At 51.5% G+C, this 17,675-nt stretch carries 18 protein-coding genes; 6 read left to right on the forward strand and 12 right to left on the reverse strand.

Features of this window, described 5'->3' with window-relative positions:
* Positions 1-4 precede the first annotated feature (4 nt).
* Positions 5-1,303, reverse strand: a complete 1,299-nt coding sequence (locus IPG22_13625; protein MBK6589326.1) for a glucose-1-phosphate adenylyltransferase — start codon at positions 1,301-1,303, stop codon at positions 5-7.
* A 167-nt stretch (positions 1,304-1,470) separates the two neighbouring features.
* Between IPG22_13625 and IPG22_13630 the strand changes: the two genes are divergently transcribed.
* Both IPG22_13630 and IPG22_13635 read left to right on the forward strand, forming a co-directional pair.
* Positions 1,471-2,283 (forward strand): transglycosylase domain-containing protein, encoded by an 813-nt coding sequence (locus tag IPG22_13630; GenBank protein MBK6589327.1) that lies wholly within the window; start codon positions 1,471-1,473, stop codon positions 2,281-2,283.
* A 140-nt stretch (positions 2,284-2,423) separates the two neighbouring features.
* The gene (locus IPG22_13635) at positions 2,424-3,017 is read left to right on the forward strand and encodes a cytochrome c3 family protein (GenBank protein ID MBK6589328.1); all 594 of its coding nucleotides are present in this window, start codon (positions 2,424-2,426) and stop codon (positions 3,015-3,017) included.
* Positions 3,018-3,082: 65 nt separating this feature from the next.
* Here IPG22_13635 and IPG22_13640 read toward each other — a convergent pair whose 3' ends face one another.
* From IPG22_13640 to IPG22_13660, 5 genes are all read right to left on the reverse strand, one after another.
* Positions 3,083-3,367, reverse strand: a complete 285-nt coding sequence (locus tag IPG22_13640; protein MBK6589329.1) for a hypothetical protein — start codon at positions 3,365-3,367, stop codon at positions 3,083-3,085.
* A 176-nt stretch (positions 3,368-3,543) separates the two neighbouring features.
* A complete protein-coding gene (locus IPG22_13645; GenBank protein MBK6589330.1) occupies positions 3,544-4,491 on the reverse strand; it encodes a hypothetical protein in 948 nt (315 codons plus the stop codon).
* 171 nt (positions 4,492-4,662) lie between these two features.
* A complete protein-coding gene (locus IPG22_13650; GenBank protein MBK6589331.1) occupies positions 4,663-6,177 on the reverse strand; it encodes a hypothetical protein in 1,515 nt (504 codons plus the stop codon).
* A gap of 443 nt (positions 6,178-6,620) precedes the next feature.
* Entirely contained in the window at positions 6,621-6,782 is a 162-nt protein-coding gene (locus IPG22_13655) for a hypothetical protein (protein ID MBK6589332.1), read from the reverse strand.
* Between the two features lie 88 nt (positions 6,783-6,870).
* Entirely contained in the window at positions 6,871-9,045 is a 2,175-nt protein-coding gene (locus tag IPG22_13660; GenBank protein MBK6589333.1) for a S46 family peptidase, read from the reverse strand.
* A 519-nt stretch (positions 9,046-9,564) separates the two neighbouring features.
* On the opposite strand from IPG22_13660, the gene IPG22_13665 reads away from it, so the two are divergent.
* From IPG22_13665 to IPG22_13680, 4 genes are all read left to right on the forward strand, one after another.
* Entirely contained in the window at positions 9,565-9,981 is a 417-nt protein-coding gene (locus IPG22_13665) for a hypothetical protein (GenBank protein MBK6589334.1), read from the forward strand.
* Positions 9,978-11,267, forward strand: coding sequence for a hypothetical protein (locus IPG22_13670; protein MBK6589335.1), 1,290 nt, complete (start codon positions 9,978-9,980; stop codon positions 11,265-11,267). The genes IPG22_13665 and IPG22_13670 overlap by 4 nt, the downstream gene beginning before the upstream one ends.
* Before the next feature lie 4 nt (positions 11,268-11,271).
* The gene (locus IPG22_13675) at positions 11,272-12,495 is read left to right on the forward strand and encodes a hypothetical protein (protein MBK6589336.1); all 1,224 of its coding nucleotides are present in this window, start codon (positions 11,272-11,274) and stop codon (positions 12,493-12,495) included.
* A gap of 92 nt (positions 12,496-12,587) precedes the next feature.
* Positions 12,588-13,343 (forward strand): dienelactone hydrolase family protein, encoded by a 756-nt coding sequence (locus tag IPG22_13680; protein ID MBK6589337.1) that lies wholly within the window; start codon positions 12,588-12,590, stop codon positions 13,341-13,343.
* A 240-nt stretch (positions 13,344-13,583) separates the two neighbouring features.
* Here the strand turns inward: IPG22_13680 and IPG22_13685 are convergent, their stop codons facing one another.
* From IPG22_13685 to IPG22_13710, 6 genes are all read right to left on the reverse strand, one after another.
* Positions 13,584-14,414 carry a M23 family metallopeptidase gene (locus IPG22_13685; protein MBK6589338.1) on the reverse strand — a complete coding sequence of 277 codons (831 nt, stop codon included), beginning with the start codon at positions 14,412-14,414 and terminating at the stop codon, positions 13,584-13,586.
* A 274-nt stretch (positions 14,415-14,688) separates the two neighbouring features.
* A complete protein-coding gene (locus IPG22_13690; GenBank protein MBK6589339.1) occupies positions 14,689-14,892 on the reverse strand; it encodes a hypothetical protein in 204 nt (67 codons plus the stop codon).
* Between the two features lie 18 nt (positions 14,893-14,910).
* Complete coding sequence (locus IPG22_13695) at positions 14,911-15,666, reverse strand: hypothetical protein (protein ID MBK6589340.1); 756 nt, start codon at positions 15,664-15,666, stop codon at positions 14,911-14,913.
* Positions 15,666-16,454: a hypothetical protein gene (locus tag IPG22_13700; GenBank protein MBK6589341.1), complete on the reverse strand. Its 789-nt coding sequence runs from the start codon at positions 16,452-16,454 to the stop codon at positions 15,666-15,668. Before IPG22_13700 ends, IPG22_13695 begins: the two co-directional genes overlap by 1 nt.
* Positions 16,455-16,473: 19 nt before the next feature.
* Positions 16,474-17,067 (reverse strand): sigma-70 family RNA polymerase sigma factor, encoded by a 594-nt coding sequence (locus IPG22_13705; protein MBK6589342.1) that lies wholly within the window; start codon positions 17,065-17,067, stop codon positions 16,474-16,476.
* 136 nt (positions 17,068-17,203) lie between these two features.
* Positions 17,204-17,593, reverse strand: coding sequence for a metalloregulator ArsR/SmtB family transcription factor (locus tag IPG22_13710; protein MBK6589343.1), 390 nt, complete (start codon positions 17,591-17,593; stop codon positions 17,204-17,206).
* Positions 17,594-17,675: the final 82 nt, after the last annotated feature.

The raw sequence follows: 17,675 nt of genomic DNA on the forward strand, positions 1-17,675 counted from the left end.
CCAGCTATAACTCCGTTCCATCAGGGATCGTCGCATTCTTGGGAACGATGATAATACCCTCGCGGATATATACAGACTTGTCCGGAGCATCGTAGAACTCAATATTATTTAGATTCAACAGTTTTACGTTGTTTCCGATACGGACATTCTTATCGACGATGCAGCGGCGAATAACCGTGTTTTCGCCGATGCCGATGTGCGGCTTATTGCTGTCAATGTTGGAACGGATCTCACTGATAGATTCAAAAATGTCCGAGCCCATGATGATCGATTCTTCGATGTTCGCACCGCTGTCGATACGGCTTCGAAGGCCTATGATCGATTTTCGAATGCGGACGCCGTTTAGGATGCAGCCCTCGGAGACCATTGAATTATCGATATCACAGCCGATCAGCTTTGACGGCGGCAGATACCGGCTGCGGGTGTAGATGGGTGCTGAAGCATCGAAGAAGTTAAATTTCGGCAGCGGAGCCGCGAGGTCCAGATTCGCTTCATAGAATGCTCGAATCGTTCCGATATCCTCCCAATAATCCTTGAATAGATGAGCCTGGACGGTATATTTCTCGATCGCGGCAGGGATGATCTCGCGGCCGAAATCGACCCAGGAGTTGTCTGTTTTTAAGAGCTCAACGAGCTTGTTGTAATTAAAAACGTAAATACCCATCGATGCCAGAAAGGGCCGGCCCGCTGACTCATCCGCCGTCAGCCCAAAACTCGTCGTGTCAACACGCATCGATTCGAGATCTGCACCCTTCGGTTTTTCCTTGAATTCAACGATACGGCCATCCGGATCTGCTTTAAGCAGGCCAAATTCCGGAGCTTCGTCAGGGCGGCAGGGAACAACGGAAACGGTCAGATCCGCGCCCGTTGAGAAATGGCGGTCGAGGAACTTGCGGTAATCCATCCGGTAGAGATGGTCACCCGACAGGATCAAAAGCGTATCGACACGCCAATCGCGAAGGTGCGGCAGCATTTGGCGGACCGCGTCGGCCGTTCCCTGGAACCATTGAGGGTTATCTTTCGTCTGTTCCGCGGCCAAAACTTCGACAAAGCCCGATGAGAAATTAGAGAATCGGTATGTCCGTGAGATGTGCCGATTGAGTGAAGCCGAGTTGTACTGCGTTAGAACAAAGATCTGTGTGATCTCGGAATTGATGCAATTCGAGACTGGAACGTCGATGAGACGATAGGTTCCGCCAAGTGGAACCGCAGGTTTTGAACGTTCGCCGGTCAGCGGAAAGAGCCGCGAACCTGCACCGCCACCGAGTATTACCGCCACAACGTTATCGTGCTGTCCCATCATGTTCCCTCGCAATATTAGTCAGGTTTATACTTAGATAACAGGATAGCCGTAACTGTGACGACATTTCAAGCATTGGAAGCTTTCTCTGCGATTCCGTAAACCAAACAAATACCGAACAGTTCCGATTTACAAAACGTTATTCCTATTTGATAATTCCTAGGTAACAAATGTGGTACTGGATCAAAGTTCTAACCTTAATTTTTATCGGAGCTATAGCTGTATGGCTGGCATACGAACTTATCACATTTCCGGCTATTTCACGGCTGCGGACTGAGAATCCCACGACATCTTCTATGATCGAATTTCGTCTTTCTGAGGCAAGGGCAGAAGGCCGGGAACCGAAGAAATTCATGATCTGGATGCCGATGGAGCAGATCTCTCCACACCTGCAGCGGGCTGTGTTGGCGGGAGAGGATTCGCGCTTTTTTCAACACAACGGCTTCGACTGGGACGCGATCCAGGCTGCTTGGGATGAAGCGGTCAAGGAAGGCGAAAAGGAAGCCCGCGAAGAGTGTGAGGAAGAAGCGAAAGCGGCCGGGAACCCCAAGAAAGACTGCAAGCCGAGTGATGACGACTGGATACCGCCGATGCCTAGTTTCAAACGTGGTGCGTCCACTGTCACCCAGCAGTTATCAAAAAATCTGTTTCTTTCCGAGGATCGTAATTTCCTCAGGAAGGGCCGCGAGGCCGTTTACACCTATTTCCTCGAACGCGAATTGACCAAAAAACGCATTCTCGAGATCTATCTCAATGTGATCGAATGGGGCGACGGCGTTTACGGCGCCGAAGCCGCCGCCCGCACCTATTTCAAAAAATCCGCCTCGGACCTGACGCGAGAAGAAGCCGCGTTCCTTTCCGCGATGATCCCGTCACCGCTAAATGTCTTTAACCCGGCAAAGAATCGGAAGCGTGTGGTGCGCCGGCAAAAGGTCATCCTGCGTGGGATGAACTCGATCAAACTCGATTACTCCGACAAATAACGCGACAGATGACAATGTGCGGCCCGGCGGAGAGCAAGATCTGCCGGGCTTTCTTTGTGCGTTGCATCACATCCTTTCCTCCCGAACAGTGTTAAGATGATTTTTTAGTGTCAACAACATAACAGAGGAGGAATCTATCGATGAAAAAGAAAATTCTATTCGGTATAGCGGCGCTTGTGGTCTTTGGTGCAGTAGCGTTTATGGTCACTTTTTCCACGAATCATGGACTCGCTCAGGTTAAACCACCCGATGACGTCAAGATGCCCGAGGTGATAGTTCTTGGCAAGGATTCAAAGCTTGGCCAGGTCACTTTCAATCATGTTAAGCATAACGGCGGAGCTTACAGCATTGACGGAACCGGGCCGATCGGCTGCGTGGAATGTCACCACACCGCCCAACCAGCGGCGGAACTTCTTAAGCATCCACCGCTGAAAACAGCTTGGCCGACCGACCGGACGACAACACTTACTGCCGATCTGTTTGCAAAAGGTGCTGCCCTTACGGGCGTTGCGGCCTGCCGCGACTGTCATGCACGTGCCGGCGAGAAGCCAAAACTCCTCGCCACCATCCCTGAAATAAAGCACGAGTCAAGCACGGCGATCATCTCGCTGACGAATCAGCAGGCACTTCACAGGAATTGCGCCGGCTGCCACACCGAGATCGCGAAAACAAACAAACTGACCAAGGGCCCAACGAATATGCAGTGCACGACGTGTCATAAAAAAACTGCGTAGCTTCTAGATAGACGAAACAAAAGGCTTTGCTGGGCGGCAAAGCCTTTTTTATTTTAGGATGTAGTTTAATTTACAAACTTGATGCAGCCGTCTTTGATCTCGATCTTGGAATCGTTGGCGACTTCGACATTCCCGCATTTGGTTTCGACGATGGCTTTTATGCCGCTGCCCTGTATGGTTGTTGCGCTCGTGGTTGAGCCGTTAAACGTGACTTCTTTGTTCTGTCCGTCCATTCTTACCTTGAACGTCCAAACCTGCGAGTCTTTGTTGTAATACTTGATATAGACCGACGCGAGGCCGTTAATGCCAAAAAGCGAGACAAGCCCAAGGGCAAAGATTATTTTCCTCATAGTTTTCTCCGTGTATTGTTTAATTTGCAAGAACGGCCGTGCTTGTAGTTATTGAACGAGGTTAATGTCCGTTTCTTGCGAGTCGTAGTATTGACCTTTTTGAACCAGAACAAGGCCTCGCTGGGTGCGAGGCCTTTGGTGGGTGGTTGTGTGCATTGCGGAAAGTTGGCGGGGTGTTAATTTCGTCTAAAATCTCGTCGCCAGGGGGCGCGGCCGCGAATAATATTCGCAAAGCTCGTTGTCGGCGTAAGAACGCTTCGAAAGATCTTCATCAGCAGACGATTCTCGACTTTCTTCTCGATCCATTTTGTCAGGATGTATTTGTCGATAACATCTTCGCCGACGCTCCACATGACGCCGACAACTGGGGTGACGACGAGATCACCGTATGTCATCTTGCTGTGATGACCCTTGTATAGTTTCTGCCCGACATTGCCGAGAGATGCCTCGCTGAGTGGGCCTATCTCAAATTGGGTGCTCCAGACAGCCGCCCAGACAACCGCTTTCGCACGGCTCTGCCAGTACTCCTTTGTCAACCCAAATTCCGCTCGTTTTGCGCGGCCGCTGTTGTTAACGAAAATGCGAGCCGTCAACGCTCCCTGCATCGGGTGGGCAACGTAGCTGGTAAACGTTTTACCGCCGTCATCCCAGCCGTGAAGGTTCTGGACAGACTCTTTCCAATCTCGAAAGAAAGGTCCGTCGAGTTCGTCGCGGGTCTTTTTTTCGGTCATGCGAAACGCATGCTGCATACCGAGGAACAATCCGGATTGGATCATCGCGGACCGCCAGTGGAACTCGAAATCGACATTTTCCTGAACGGCTATTGGATCTTTTGCAGTGTTCTCAAGCGCTTTGTCGAAGTCGGAGGTCTTTGCGTTTCGCTGAGCAGGTTGGTTTGCAACGAAGGTGGATCGGAGATCCACTGGGCGAAACGTAGCGGCTTTTTCTGTATCGATCCGCCGTTTGGGAACGAATGCAACGGATGTAAGCTTTTCAGCCTGGTTAGTATTCAGATTCTGGTTGATCGGGTCGCGGACGGGAAGATTGATCTTAAATTCTCTTTCCTGCGTCAGTGCCAAATTGCAATTTAATAAGACGGCCAATGTGAATATTACTACTCTCATGATGGACCTCCCGGGTTTTCAAATATCGCTTCCCGCTTAATCTATACGCGAGTGTCGTGCCAAGACCGGACCCGTAAAAGGGCCTAATATGGGTTCGATTACACGAGGGAATCCAAAGACGGCCGCGAGTAATGTGAATTTACTCGCGGCCGGCCGTGAAAACTCACAGCATTAATGCGTTATAGCGATCATCAGCTTCTCGATCTCACGTTTGACGTTTATCTTCGGCGGATTCTTAACGAAACGCCCACGATTCTTATCGATTCCTGCGAAAACAGGCGTCTGCTCGCCCATTATTTGATTCATTAACTGCCAATCAAACCAGAAATCAGGGTACAATCGTCGATTCTTTTCACTGGCGTTCAGGTCGACGTTTATTTTCGCCATTACCAATTTCAGGGCAAGTTCGCGGTCCGAATTCGGATCGAGCAGATTCTCCCTCGTCAGGCCGACCTGGCGCATCTGGCCGTAGTAATTTACCTTGAGAATGAGATGGCCATTCGGGTCGAGTGCTGGTTCGCCCATAAATTCGAGATCCCTGAAAAACGAATTGACTTCGCCGATGTCCTGAAAAACCTTTTGCTGGATCGCCTTGTTCAGCATTGCTACAAATTCGGTCTTGTGAGCCTTCCAGGATTCTTTACTGCCAAAGACCGTAAATCGTTCGCGTTCTAGCGCCTTCGCAACATCTTCAGTTCGGGTGCTGGCGTTGAAATACATGATGCGAGGATCGTTCAAGACCTTTTTGGAGCGGTTGAGCTTGGCGATCGCGGGACTTGGGGATTCAAGATATGCCTTATGCAGATCGAATCTGCCCGTCACATAGTAGACGATCGAAAAGATCGGCACCAGCGAGGGTTCAAAGATCAGCGACGGGATCAGGTATTTCTTTGACTTAAAGGCCATTTCCGTGAAGTTGCGGTTATCGAAACTTCTCCAGATCGTGCCTTGGGTCTGCGGGTATCGGGTAATGTAGAAAAGCCGCTCTGGCCGTTTTTTTGCGTACCGGGTGAACGATCTCGCTACGGCTTTTGGGGTCGTGATGCCAATATCGTTGATCCAGTCTCGGCGTGTTGCACCCGGAAAATATGTGTTTAGTGTGCTTCGAGCAAAGTCGGCACAGTTATTTGTGAGGGTGTTGAAGTTTCCATCGTTCGGCCGGCTGTTAAATTTCTCGAGGAATTTCGCATCCTCTTCAGGGGTTGTTTGGACAGTCAGACTGTATACGTCGCGGTTGAAGACAGCTGTCAGCATTATCTTCCAATCACCCTTTGGCATCGAGCCGTCCGGACTATCGGGCACTAGATCACGAAGATGATTTTGCCGGTAATTCTCACGCATGAAATTCCGGATCTCGCCGTTAGCGTAAAGCGGAATATCGGCCTCGTCCTCAACTCCATAGAGAAACGGGTTGAGCGGTATAGCTATCCATTCGTACGACTTGCCATCGCTAAATGATGGATAGCTGCTGATCACTACGCCAGCTTCGCCTTGCCGACAGGGCCTGAGTTTGACTGGGGTCTCTGCACAGATGTTAGAAAGATAGATCGCGGTATGACCAGAGCCTGTGTATTCGCCGGCAACGCCGACGGCCTCTAAGACTAGGAGCGATACATCTCCGCGGGTCGGATTTGGTAATAAGATCATGGAAATAAGGATTCCAGAGATCAGTAGCAAGTTCTTCATAATAGTAACCTCCCACGCTATTCGGGTATAGGTTGTCAAATAACGCTTTCCGCACTTAACCACGCGAACGCCGTGCCAAACAGTCCGTTCACAAACCACAAAGAAAGCCCGCAAATACGGGCTATTCACGCGTACGTATACTCAGGGGGAAAAATAGGTGTGTAATTACTCACGGCTTAAGATCAAATTGCGCGACCGTGGTTGGAAACTATTTTTTAGTCTCGAGATCAACCATGAGATGCCGACGCTGAGGGCGAGCAGAACGAGGCTTCCGATCAATAGATAGATGGGAACAACTAAGAAAAGAAACGCGTAAAAAGGCGAGGTCCGATCGTTCCAGGTCAGAGCATAAATGCCGGCAGTGAACATCAGCATCAGGTCGGCGATAATAAAGCCGATCAGATGAATTCGGGGGAGTTTTGTGAAACGTTCCAGCAGCAGCGTCAGAACAAAAAAATGACGTAGGGGGCAACACCCATCAACAGCAGCACCAGCAGCGAGCTGTCAAACCCGCCATCCTGGACGAGCAGCATTACTACCGTCGATACGACCGCTCCGACGGTAAGCGAGAGGGTTTTGAGAATTGAGAGGATCTTTGGCTGCATAACTATTATTTACGAACAAAAAAGCGGCGTGGATATCCAGAGATTTTCCACGCCGACTTAAGCAGAAATGCCCGATAAATACCAAGCACTATTTCTTGCCGACGACCTTCATTTCGTCCACGACCCATTTCGCTCCGCCGAATTTTTCTACGACGAAGAGAACGTAGCGGATATCTACTGAGATCGTGCGGTTGTAGTCAGGATCGTAGTAGAAATCGTTGCCCAGGCCCTCGTAGTTGCCATCGAAGCAGAGGCCGACTTGTTCGCCGTTGCCGTTGAGGATCGGCGAGCCGGAGTTGCCGCCGATGATGTCCGTGGTCGAGAGGAAGTTGACGACGACGCTGTCGCCTTCACCGTATCGTCCGAAATCTTTCGCCGCTTGCAGATCTTTGAGTTTCTGCGGAGCGTCGAACGGATTAATGCCCGTGTCCTTCTCCAGCATACCTTTCATTGTGGTGAAAGGTGTACGGAATTCGGCTTCGCGCGGGGCATAGCCTTTGATGTTGCCGTACGAAAATCTGAGCGAAGAATTCGCGTCCGGATAGACCGGCGATTTGCCCTGCATCTCGGTCAAAGCACCCATGTAGGCAACCCGAAGCCGGTTGATGTTTGCGTTAAAGTTAGCCGTTCGAGCTCCGAGAGCCTGATGCTCCTGGTTCAGGCCGCGGGCAAAGCCGAGGATATCCTCGCGCTCCTTGTTGAAGTCCATCGTACGCGGACCGTAAAGCCCAGCAACTCTTTGTGCCGACGAATATTCGCCATTCACGATGGTATCGGCGAATTTAGCTTCGGCATCGCGGCGGGCTTTGCCCTTGAGCGAACCGAAAAGAGTCTCGGCGGGTGCAAACTTCTGGTCGGCTGGCAGCTCGTCGAGCCATTTTAGGAATGCCTTGAGCAACTCAAGTTCGTGGGCTGGCTCTCGTTCTTTATATGCCTCCTCGACTTCTTTGAGCTTGGCGGCACGCTGCTCGTCGGTGAATGGCTTGGCGTTCGGGCCGCTGGTTGCGGCGACGGCTGCATAGATCTGGCCGAATGTCGGCATCGACAGCGGATCGGGTAGACGACGGACGATCACATCACGCTTTGACGTGGCATTTGTTTCTTCTGACAGCGACTTTAACTCTGCGAGCACATTGCCATACTTTTTCTGACGATCGGCATTAGCGGCGATCCATGTAGCGAGTTTGGCCTCTTCGGCCTGACGCTGCTCGACGACGTTCGCACGACGAAGCCGGAAAGCGCCGCCGCCGTAAACCTTGCGCGAATTGTCATAATTGGCAATGTCGCTTTGGAAAGCGATCCGTTTTTCCTCGTTCGTTTCCCCGATCTTTCGCAATGACGTGCTCAGAGCATCGAGATACTTTTCGAGGAAAGGGAAGTTGGCCTCGCGGGCATATTTGATCGACCAGCTCTCGCGGTAACGCGTCGTCCCGCCCGGATAACCAAGCACAAAAACGAAATCGTTGTCTTTCAGGCCGCCGATGTTCATTGTGAGAAATTTCTTTGGCTTGAACGGCACGTTGTTTGGCGAGTAGGCTGCCGAAGATCCGTCCGGAGCCGTGTAGGCTCTGAGAAACGTGAAATCGCCGGTGTGCCGCGTCCATTCAAAGTTGTCAGGGTCGCCGCCAAAGATACCGATGTTACGCGGCGGTGCGTAAACTACGCGAACGTCTTTGATCTGCTGCGTTTCGTAGAGATAGAAGAAAAATCCGTTGTTCAGCATCTGTACACGGACGACCGCACCGGGCTTTGCCTTCGCCTGTTCAGCCGCGGCAACGGCATCGGAATTTTTCTTGTAAGCGTCAGCGAGTGCAGCTCCGGTCAAGCCTTCGGTCCCGGCTTTGACGCGGGCGGTGACGTCCTCTTCGCGGTTGGTGATGAAGATCGAATAGTCCTTAGCGGAGATCTCGCCGGCACGGCTCTCTGTCTTAAAACCGGTTTCGACGAGGTCTTTGTCCGGCGTCGAAGCCTTGACCAGAGCGTCGAATCCGCAGTGGTGATTGGTCAGGATCAGGCCGTCGGGCGAGACGAATTCCGCCGTGCAGCCCACTGACAAACGGATAACCGCATCGGTCAGCCCGACACCGCCGGGATTATAAATTTCATTTGGCTTGATCTTTAGCCCGCGTTTGCTCAGAGGAAGTGCGGCGATCTGGCCGGGAGCGAACATGCCTTCGTCAAAGGCGAGGGCGAACGACGAGGTCGAAACGAGCACCGCGAAGATCATCGCGAGCGACAAAAAGCGATCTTTAATAGGTTTCATATAGTTGGCTTTGTTGAAATAAGATTTTTCGGAATATCTGTTATACAAGTATAACGTAAACACCCGAAACTCTGTAATTTAGTGCCTAAAACCGAATCTCCGTTGCCTGAAAAATCGCGAAGATGTGGATGTGTCCGTCGGTCCTGACGCCAACGGCGACCAACATCAAAGCCTGGGGTGAAATGAGCGACAGCGATCGGAACCCTAGGTAAGTCCGTTATTGAGTCTTGTCGCTGAAGGCGACGAACAGGGTTCACGATCGTTGCTCGCCTTCAGCGAGCGGAAAATTCTCATACCAGGGTTCGATGCCCTGGCTAGGTGGCGACTGGGCAGTTCCGACACCAACCCCAAGTTGCTATGGGACACGCGCTCTGCTTAAGATGGGCTCAAAAAGACTATTGACACTGATTCGGATCAGGATTATCATTCCCCATAAGTTTTCATCGCCGGCAAATGCCCGTTCTCACGCTCGTTTGTCCAGTTTTTCCCCACTCTCCTACGAGAGCGAAGGAGGCGTAAATGCTCAAAATAAATCGTCCTATCCTAACCGTGCTGGCCGCGTTAGTAGTTGTGTGTCTGTCCGGAGCTGCACAACAGGCTTTTGGGCAGGAATCTTCAGCGGAACCAAGTAAAAAGCTCCCTGAAGTGGTTTCAAGGGTCGAAGGCATCGTCGTTATTGAAGTCACCCGCAAGATGGAGGATCCCCTCGATCAATTCGAGATCAAGATCCAAAACCGAACGGGACGGCCGATCCGTGAGATCGCGATCCAGTGTAGTACTGGCCGGGACGTGAGCGGTTCAAGTCAGTCGTCGGGAATAAAACCGTTGATCGAGATCGACGCCTTTTTCACGCTGCGCTTTCCAGCGTCGAACGTCTTCGAAGGATATCCGATCGAAATAACCCGAATAAAGTACTTTGACGAAGCACCAGAATGAAGAATTTCGATTACATGAAAATGGCCGTGGCCCGCATTTCGGCGATCCTATTGCTCTGCTTCGTCGGCGTAAGCTTAGCCCAGCAAAAACTCGATCCCGTACCGGAAAATATCAAGGCCGTTAACCAGCCCGAAAGCCCGGTTCAGATCACGATCGACGGCGTTTACGCGATGGGCGGCAGCATGAAGATGTTCCGATACACCGTTCGCAACGCGGGAGTGAAAGATATTCGCAGTATCGTATTGCGTAGTGAAAAGGAAGGCGTGATCTATCCGATCTATCTGGGGCTGCCGTCGTCGAATATCGATCAACTTGCCTTCGAAAAACCTTTCCTTGTCGGAGCCAGCAAGCCATTTTCATGTCCGGTTTTGGCTTATGACGGCAGGTCGCGATCGAGTTCGTGGTTGATGAGTGTGGATCTTGTACTATTCGATGACGGGACGACGTGGGGGCCGGATCTTCAAGTGCAGCGTGATTATCTGCTGGGGTTCATCGACGGGCAAAAACAGCTGTTGGCTGAGTTAAAAGGCTTCATTGCCCGCAAAGATGACGCGGGGCTGAGATCGCTGATCACCCGCGAGCCAATGCTGCCGGAGATGAGCGATCTTCCGAAGCTGACGAAGCGGCAAGAGGGATTCAAAGCGGGATTCTTTACGGCCCGGTTGAAAATGCAGGGAGACATGCAGGCTCGCGAAGACTTGAGCGGTATTCCGGCGCGTATTCGCGATCTGGAACGTGCTCTCGGGGTTGCTCCGCCTAACAACGACAACCTAATGCAGGTCTCGCTTTGGAATGTTTTTAAGGAACCGGTCAAAGTGTTGGGGTTTTTGGTCGGTGGAAAGAACTACTCGATCGATGAACGTTTCGCGGGCAGCAGCGATTGGGCGAGTGGGTTCAAGATCAGGCCGAAGAACACTTCGGGAAAAACGATCAGGCACGTTTCTTACGATGTGGAGTTTCCCGAAACGATTCGTGTGGGGGCTCCATTTCTTTTTGAGATGTATTACGGCCCGCACCCGAGCCCGAGGGTAAGGCAGGAAGAATATCACAAGGCCGAACCACTCGTAGCCCCGGGCGAAACCTTTGAAATAATGATGAACGACAAAGAGGCCGTCGCTCTGAAAGATTTTCTCGGGCGCCATTACCCGACGATCGACATAACCAGAATATCGGTCGGAATCTCCTCGATATATTTCAACGACAACACGCGCTGGATGGGCGGACAATTACAACAGCAGGACACGAACGATCCACAACGATGGGTCGCCGCCCTAACAAAGGAGTAGACGAATGAAAAGATCATATTTTAGTAATGCGAGCTTTGGTGCATTGTTTTTGCTGACCCTTTTCTCGCTGTCCGCGTTTGGCCAACCGAACTATCTGCCGCCGCCGGAGAATTTGAAGGTTGTGGAGCAGCCGAAAAGCCCTTTGCAGATCACGATCGGTAAGTTGCAGGTGTTTCCAAACGACGGAAAAATGCTGACCTACTCAGTTAAGAACAATGGGACGGCGAATGTGATCGGTTTTGTGGTTAACGGTATGCCCGGCACGACACAGAGGGCGGTTCCTCTAGAAGCTCCGTTGTTGCCCGGAACGACGAAGAGTTTCATAGTCCTTGACTATCCGCTGACTGGTGAGCATCTGGCTAAGATTGACTTCGTTCTGCTCCAGGACGGCGGGATGTGGGGAACGAGAGCATCGGGTGATGCGGATTTTGTTGTCAATTTCTTCGACGGACTGAAACGCGTGATCGCAGATTCGAAAAGCCTTGTATCGGAAGCTGACGATGAGAAGCTGACCAAGTTCATTAACAGCCCTCCGAATTTTCCTGAAAACGCAGGAGACATACGAAACTGGACGCGCAAACAGGAAGGTTTCATGCGCGGATACGGCGTTGGTTTGTTTTCGTTCCGTGAAAGCCTGAAGATCCGCGGGGATGTAAAGGGCATTCCGGGACGAATAGCCGATCTGGAAAGAAGTCTTGGAGCGACCTCCGCTCCTGGTGCTCCGAAACGCATCAGTATGGGGGCGAGTTGGCTTGATCTGCCTGTTAAGATACTTGGCGTTTCAATCGGTAAAGATCCTGTTTCATTTGACCAGGACATTTCGGCTCGGCCCGACTGGCTAAACGGGCTTGCGATCAAGATCAAGAATACTTCCGGAAAAACCATCACGCGGATGAATTTCAGCTTGGATTTTAGTGAGACGAATGGATCTGGGGGGCGTATGATTTACGATCTCGCTTACGGCCCTCCGCCGGGAGTTACAAACTTGCAAGCGCATAATAAAGCCGAAACACCGATACCGCCCGATGGAGTTTTTGAATTCGGTCTTGATGAGAGCGAGTATCCGCGTCTAAAAAAATACATCGAGAGCCGACAACCGCTCGATTCGTTAGCCCGATTGCATATTACATTTCAAGCGGTCTACTACGATGATAAAACCGGCTGGATGGGCGGGGCGATCATGCAAGATCCGGAAAATCCGCGTCGATGGGTATCCGTTAAGCCTTAAGTTTCCTTGTCCGGGTATCCCGTGGTTAGAAGTGACCGACCACGGAAAACACGGAACGGCACGGAGTAAGATGTGAAGACAAAAATCAGAATATGAAAACTCTCACACTCACATTCACCTTATTTCTGGCAGCTCTTGGCGGCCTTCAAATAACAGTTTCCGCTCAGAATATTGAGAAGACGCTGATCAAGTCGGGTGGGAAGGAGCGGGTCTATTATTTGTTTGTGCCGGAGAGGTTGGATGCTGAGAAGCCAGTCCCTTTAGTCGTTTTGCTTCATGGTTCTGGACGAAACGGGATGTCGCTGGCCGAGAAGTGGAAGGACCTGGCCAAGAAGGAGCGGTTTATTATCGCGGGGCCGGACGCTTCGGACTTGAAGGGCTGGGCGATACCGGCGGACGGGCCCGATTATATTTATGAGCTGGTCGAGAGTCTGAAAGGGAAGTATCCGGTCGACGCAAAGCGGGTGTATTTGTTCGGGCATTCTGCGGGTGCGGGGATCGCGATCTATTTTTCTCTGCTGGAGTCGGAGTATTTTGCGGCGACGGCGATTCACGCCGGGGCTTTGCCGAAGAGCAACAGCTCGATGATCAACGAGGCTAAGCGTAAGGTACCATTCTCGATATTTATCGGAACCGACGACCGGATGGTGCCGGTGGCTGCGGTGCGTTCGACGCGCGATGCTCTGACCGCCGCAGGGTTTACAGTCGACTATCACGAGATGAACGGCCACACGCACGACTATTACGGCAAGTCGGGCGAGATCAACTCTAAGGCTTGGGAGTTCCTGAAAAGGCACGACCTCAAGGCGGAGCCGAAATACGAAAAACTAAATTTTCGCGAGAGATAGATCGGCGATTCGAGTTGCCGATTCGTTCGATGAACCAATTTTGAGCAAGATCAAGCGATGGTCAGGATCTTACGACCAAACACGTTCGACCGATCTGCAAAATAACTCTACCAATCACAGCGATCGTCCTCGATAAAGAGCGTATTTCGTTCGACCAAACTTTCAATTCGAGTGCGACGTAATTGAAAAGAGGCTACCCTTTCGGATGGCCTCTCTCTGCATTGTTCTTGTTAAGAAAAACTACTTCTTCTCGATCTTCGTCAGGTCCGTCGGCTCGGCCGGGAGGAAGTGGCGTGGGTTGATCGATTTGTCGTTGAGACGGAGTTCGTAGTGAAGGTGCGGGCCGGTCGAGCGGCCGGTGGAGCCGATCAGGCCGATGAGCTGGCCGCGGGTGATGGTGGCTCCGACCTCAGTCTCGATCTTCGACATGTGGCCGTAGCGTGACGTCAGGCCGTTGCCGTGGTCGATCTCGACCATGTTGCCATAACCGCCGGTAAAGCCGGCTTTGATGACCGTTCCGTTGCCCGGAGCGATGACCATGTCGCCGCGTTCGCCGTCGATGTCCATGCCCGGGTGAAACTCGTAAGAGCGTCCGCCGAACGGATTGCGTCGGAAGCCAAATTCGTTATTTATCTTGCCGAGGTGTGCCCACATGGTCGGCAGGAATGCCGGATTCGTGGTGGCACGGATCTGTTTGAGTTGATTCTCGAGCTCGTTGTCTTCGCCATCTACCTCAGCACCATCATCCGGGCCGCCGCTGTTGAGAGCGAGATCGGTCGGGGTAGAAGGGCGTGTGTAGTAGGTTGTTTCTGGCTGGGCTGCGGGAATTTCTACGGGTTGGGCTGCGATCTGAGTTGTAATTGCCGATGTAGTAGCTGCCGATTCAGCGAGGGCTGCATTTCTAACGATGCCGCTCATTCCGATCGAGAGGGCTGAAATACCAAGTAATAGAAAAATGCCTACGGTACCAAAATGCAAATAGCTTTTTCTAACAGCTACTCGCTTAATATAGATCTTCGTCTTTGATGAATGCGCTAAAAGAAAAGTATACGACTTATCGTTTTTCTGCATTGTGCCTTAAAGCTCCTTTTAATGATCTTGCGCACCGTAACATATTGCAGTTACGATACTTGGAATCACGCAAGAATAGCCGCGAGCGACTAACGCGAAACCTAGACAAGCGTTTACCTTTCCAGGCAAACTCTTGCTGTCGTGGGTGACCAATTTTTAAACTTCCTTAAAAAAACCTTACAGGAACTATTATAAAAACATAAGCCGCTCGAAAAGGCAAGCTTTCAAAGCTTGATCTATCGGAGCGGCTCATGGCCCGAATGCGAGCTATTTTCTACTGATCCCGGCGGCGGCTATTTTGCATTCCGCGAAATATCATGAATCCGACCCCAGCAAAAACGGCGATAAATGCCAGGACGATCAACACTTTGATCGCTACCGAAATGAACCCGACAAAGCCTACCAGTGCTTTCAACAAAACGATAACAAGCGCGAGGATCGCGATAATACTGCCACCGACGGATGCGACTTTTAGCATAAATAAAACTCCTGCTTACTAGATATCTCTCCAGCTTCCGCTTCGCGAGCGATCGGAAAAATCGTTTTGAGCGACCCTGTAGTCAGCCTCATTATAGCGCGGATTCGTCAAAGCGAAGCTAGTGGATGCAGATGACTGGTTCCATTTTGACGTGTCGGTCTTCGGTTTGAAGATATAGCCTTTCAGTAAATAGATACCAAGACCAATTAGCATCAGCGGTAAAAGCCCGCGAACAAGCCCTCGAACCGGGAACAGATTCTGCAAGACGAACGCAAATCCGAGAGCGAGCAAAGCGATACCCCAAAGTTTCGGGTTCCCCGAAAAACGCCTGACCAGAATATCATCCGCCACATCCGGCGTCAGGCCGGAGCGGATCATCTGAGCCGTTCGGAACGAATCAAGTGCAGCAAAGCCCCACATTCCCATCATTCCAAACAGGAACAGCGGCGTGCCGGACAAAAGTGCCATTTGGAACAGGCCTATAAAGATACCGAAATAGACGAGAGCCTTAACGGTTTGTCCGTTATATGCGGCTCCAAGGCCCGGGCAGAACATTGAGAGCAATGTCGCGATGACGGGCGAAGTTCGCTTCTTAACGTAAGGGATATGATTCGTCTGAGTCTGCTGCTGGCGAAGAAGGTCTACGCCCAAAACTATACAGTCCTGGCAATACGGGAAGCCTTTGATCCGGTGGTCGCACGCCGGGCAGAGTGCCTTTCCGCAACCGTTGCAGCTAACTACTGCCGCGTTTTGACTGTGATAAGCACAATTCATTAATTATTGCCCCCGTTCGAGACAGGTACGGTTCCGGTGACAGGATCCTGATTCGGCGCCTGTTCGGCTGCAGCCTTTCCGTTCCAAACATCTGCACCTTGCTGGTACGTTTGCTTAGCAAGCTGAACACTTTCCTGATAAACACCGGCGATCGAGCCGTCAGCCGACACCGTCTGGCTGAACATAAAGAACGCGAGCATGATCATCATCGCGACCGGAGCAAGCTGCGGAACGCCGATCGGGAATCTAAGCCCACGGACCCATTCGCCGACGCGTGACGTGAGCGAAGCTTTAACTTCTTCAGGCTTAGCGGTGCCGAGCGTGAGGTTCATGATCCGTTCGTGAAGCCCTGCGGGAACCGCGAGTTCGTCCATCTTATATGTATAGAGCGAAGCGATGGAGCGGACGACCATGCCCGGCAGGTCTTCGCAGGCGTTGCAGAGAGCTGCGTGGCGTTCCCAGCGGTGGAATGCCGCTGCGGGTAAAAATCCGTCAAGATAATCGGTCAGGTGATCCTCGAAATTCTCGCAGGTCATCGCCGTCTCCGGCATCGTCATCGACAGCACACGGGCCTCGAGACGCGTCATCGGCATCGCCGGTGCGGATATCTTGCGGCAAACTTCGAGCGAATCCTTAACGTCATTGAGCAGGGAATGACACAGCGGGCACGCTAAGGCGTGTGCCGCGACAGACTTGTGAGCCGTGCTCTCAAGCGTCTTGTCCAAATAATCGGTCAACAGTTCTTCGAACGTCGAACAATTAATTATGTTTTCCTGCTCCTTAATCATAAAAACTTCTGCCCCTTGTCTAAATCGTTACCACTCTCATTCTTCTCAAGATCTTCGCCAGCTCAATGCGGCCGCGGTTGATGCGTGATTTTACAGTTCCCTCGGGAATTCTTAGTACATCGACGATCTCCTGATAGGTCAGCTCCTCGATGTCACGCAGGATCACGCACGTTTTGAGATCCTCGGGTAATTTGTCAATTCCTTCCTGGACCTGGCTCGCGAGTTCTTTGCGTTCCATGTCCTTGTGGGCCGATGTTCCGGCGGCACGAAGGTGGTATTGGTGGTCGTCCACCGCGTCTGCCATCGTATTTTGCGGGTTACGCTGCCGATGGCGGTAATCGTCAATTATCAAATTGCGGGCTAGCCGCATCAGCCAATTCGCCAGATCGCCCTGTTTAGGATCGTATTGATCGAGCGAGCGATAGACCCGAATGAAAACATCCTGCGTCAGATCTTCGGCGGCGTCGATGTTGGAGGTAAAACGGTAAGCAAGATTGAAAATTCGTCGCGAAAACGAAGAGACAATGTCCTCCCAAGCCGCGCCGTCCCCTGCTCGGGCACGCCTGACGAGTTCCGCTCCATCAATTTCGGTCACAGCCTTTAATGCTTCCAACGCGTTTCTCTCCAGAAAACATCTTGCCCTAGGCCATTAAAACTACAAAGCACGCGGGCCTCGCCTTGTCAGAAATGTTTACGAACTCTAAAAACTAAAAGTTCCACTAAAAATATGCCAAAATCTCGCGATGTTGTCACCGTTCAACCGCGGTTGCTGATCGGCTAGCGATCGACACAAATTTCGGGGTACAGCAAACATTTGACAGATTCGCGATGTCCGCTCGCATTTCCTGGTCAGCCTGTAACGTCTCGAGAAGGGAATCGAACATCTTGACGGCGGAAGGCTCCGTCGGCCGGTTAAGGCTGTAATGCATCCATTTGCCGTCGCGACGGGCGGTTACGAGGTTAACTCGTTTTAGATAGGCGAGATGGCGTGAGATCTTTGGGTTGTTGGTGCCGAGGGTTTCTGCGAAAAAGCAAACGCAGACCTCGCCGTCTCGCATCAGGTTAAGCAACCGGAGACGCGTGCGGTCGGCTAGGGCGGCGAAAAACTCTTCTAATTTGAACTTATCAGCAGTGTCCACAAAATAACTATAACATATGACAATTATGGCTTGACATAAATGTCGTGTCGGATTATTGTTTGAATATCAATTATGGATAGAC

The sequence above is a fragment of the Acidobacteriota bacterium genome, from assembly GCA_016703965.1.
In the GTDB taxonomy this organism is placed as follows: Bacteria; Acidobacteriota; Blastocatellia; order Pyrinomonadales; family Pyrinomonadaceae; genus OLB17.

Coding starts and splice junctions, on each gene's coding strand:
- IPG22_13680 (MBK6589337.1), top strand. CDS start 12,588: ATGAAAACTCTCACACTCACATTCACCTTATTTCTGGCAGCTCTTGGC.
- IPG22_13635 (MBK6589328.1), top strand. CDS start 2,424: ATGAAAAAGAAAATTCTATTCGGTATAGCGGCGCTTGTGGTCTTTGGT.
- IPG22_13630 (MBK6589327.1), top strand. CDS start 1,471: ATGTGGTACTGGATCAAAGTTCTAACCTTAATTTTTATCGGAGCTATA.
- IPG22_13655 (MBK6589332.1), bottom strand. CDS start 6,782: ATGCAGCCAAAGATCCTCTCAATTCTCAAAACCCTCTCGCTTACCGTC.
- IPG22_13690 (MBK6589339.1), bottom strand. CDS start 14,892: ATGCTAAAAGTCGCATCCGTCGGTGGCAGTATTATCGCGATCCTCGCG.
- IPG22_13645 (MBK6589330.1), bottom strand. CDS start 4,491: ATGAGAGTAGTAATATTCACATTGGCCGTCTTATTAAATTGCAATTTG.
- IPG22_13685 (MBK6589338.1), bottom strand. CDS start 14,414: ATGCAGAAAAACGATAAGTCGTATACTTTTCTTTTAGCGCATTCATCA.
- IPG22_13640 (MBK6589329.1), bottom strand. CDS start 3,367: ATGAGGAAAATAATCTTTGCCCTTGGGCTTGTCTCGCTTTTTGGCATT.
- IPG22_13695 (MBK6589340.1), bottom strand. CDS start 15,666: ATGAATTGTGCTTATCACAGTCAAAACGCGGCAGTAGTTAGCTGCAAC.
- IPG22_13665 (MBK6589334.1), top strand. CDS start 9,565: ATGCTCAAAATAAATCGTCCTATCCTAACCGTGCTGGCCGCGTTAGTA.
- IPG22_13625 (MBK6589326.1), bottom strand. CDS start 1,303: ATGATGGGACAGCACGATAACGTTGTGGCGGTAATACTCGGTGGCGGT.
- IPG22_13670 (MBK6589335.1), top strand. CDS start 9,978: ATGAAGAATTTCGATTACATGAAAATGGCCGTGGCCCGCATTTCGGCG.
- IPG22_13650 (MBK6589331.1), bottom strand. CDS start 6,177: ATGAAGAACTTGCTACTGATCTCTGGAATCCTTATTTCCATGATCTTA.
- IPG22_13675 (MBK6589336.1), top strand. CDS start 11,272: ATGAAAAGATCATATTTTAGTAATGCGAGCTTTGGTGCATTGTTTTTG.
- IPG22_13700 (MBK6589341.1), bottom strand. CDS start 16,454: ATGATTAAGGAGCAGGAAAACATAATTAATTGTTCGACGTTCGAAGAA.
- IPG22_13660 (MBK6589333.1), bottom strand. CDS start 9,045: ATGAAACCTATTAAAGATCGCTTTTTGTCGCTCGCGATGATCTTCGCG.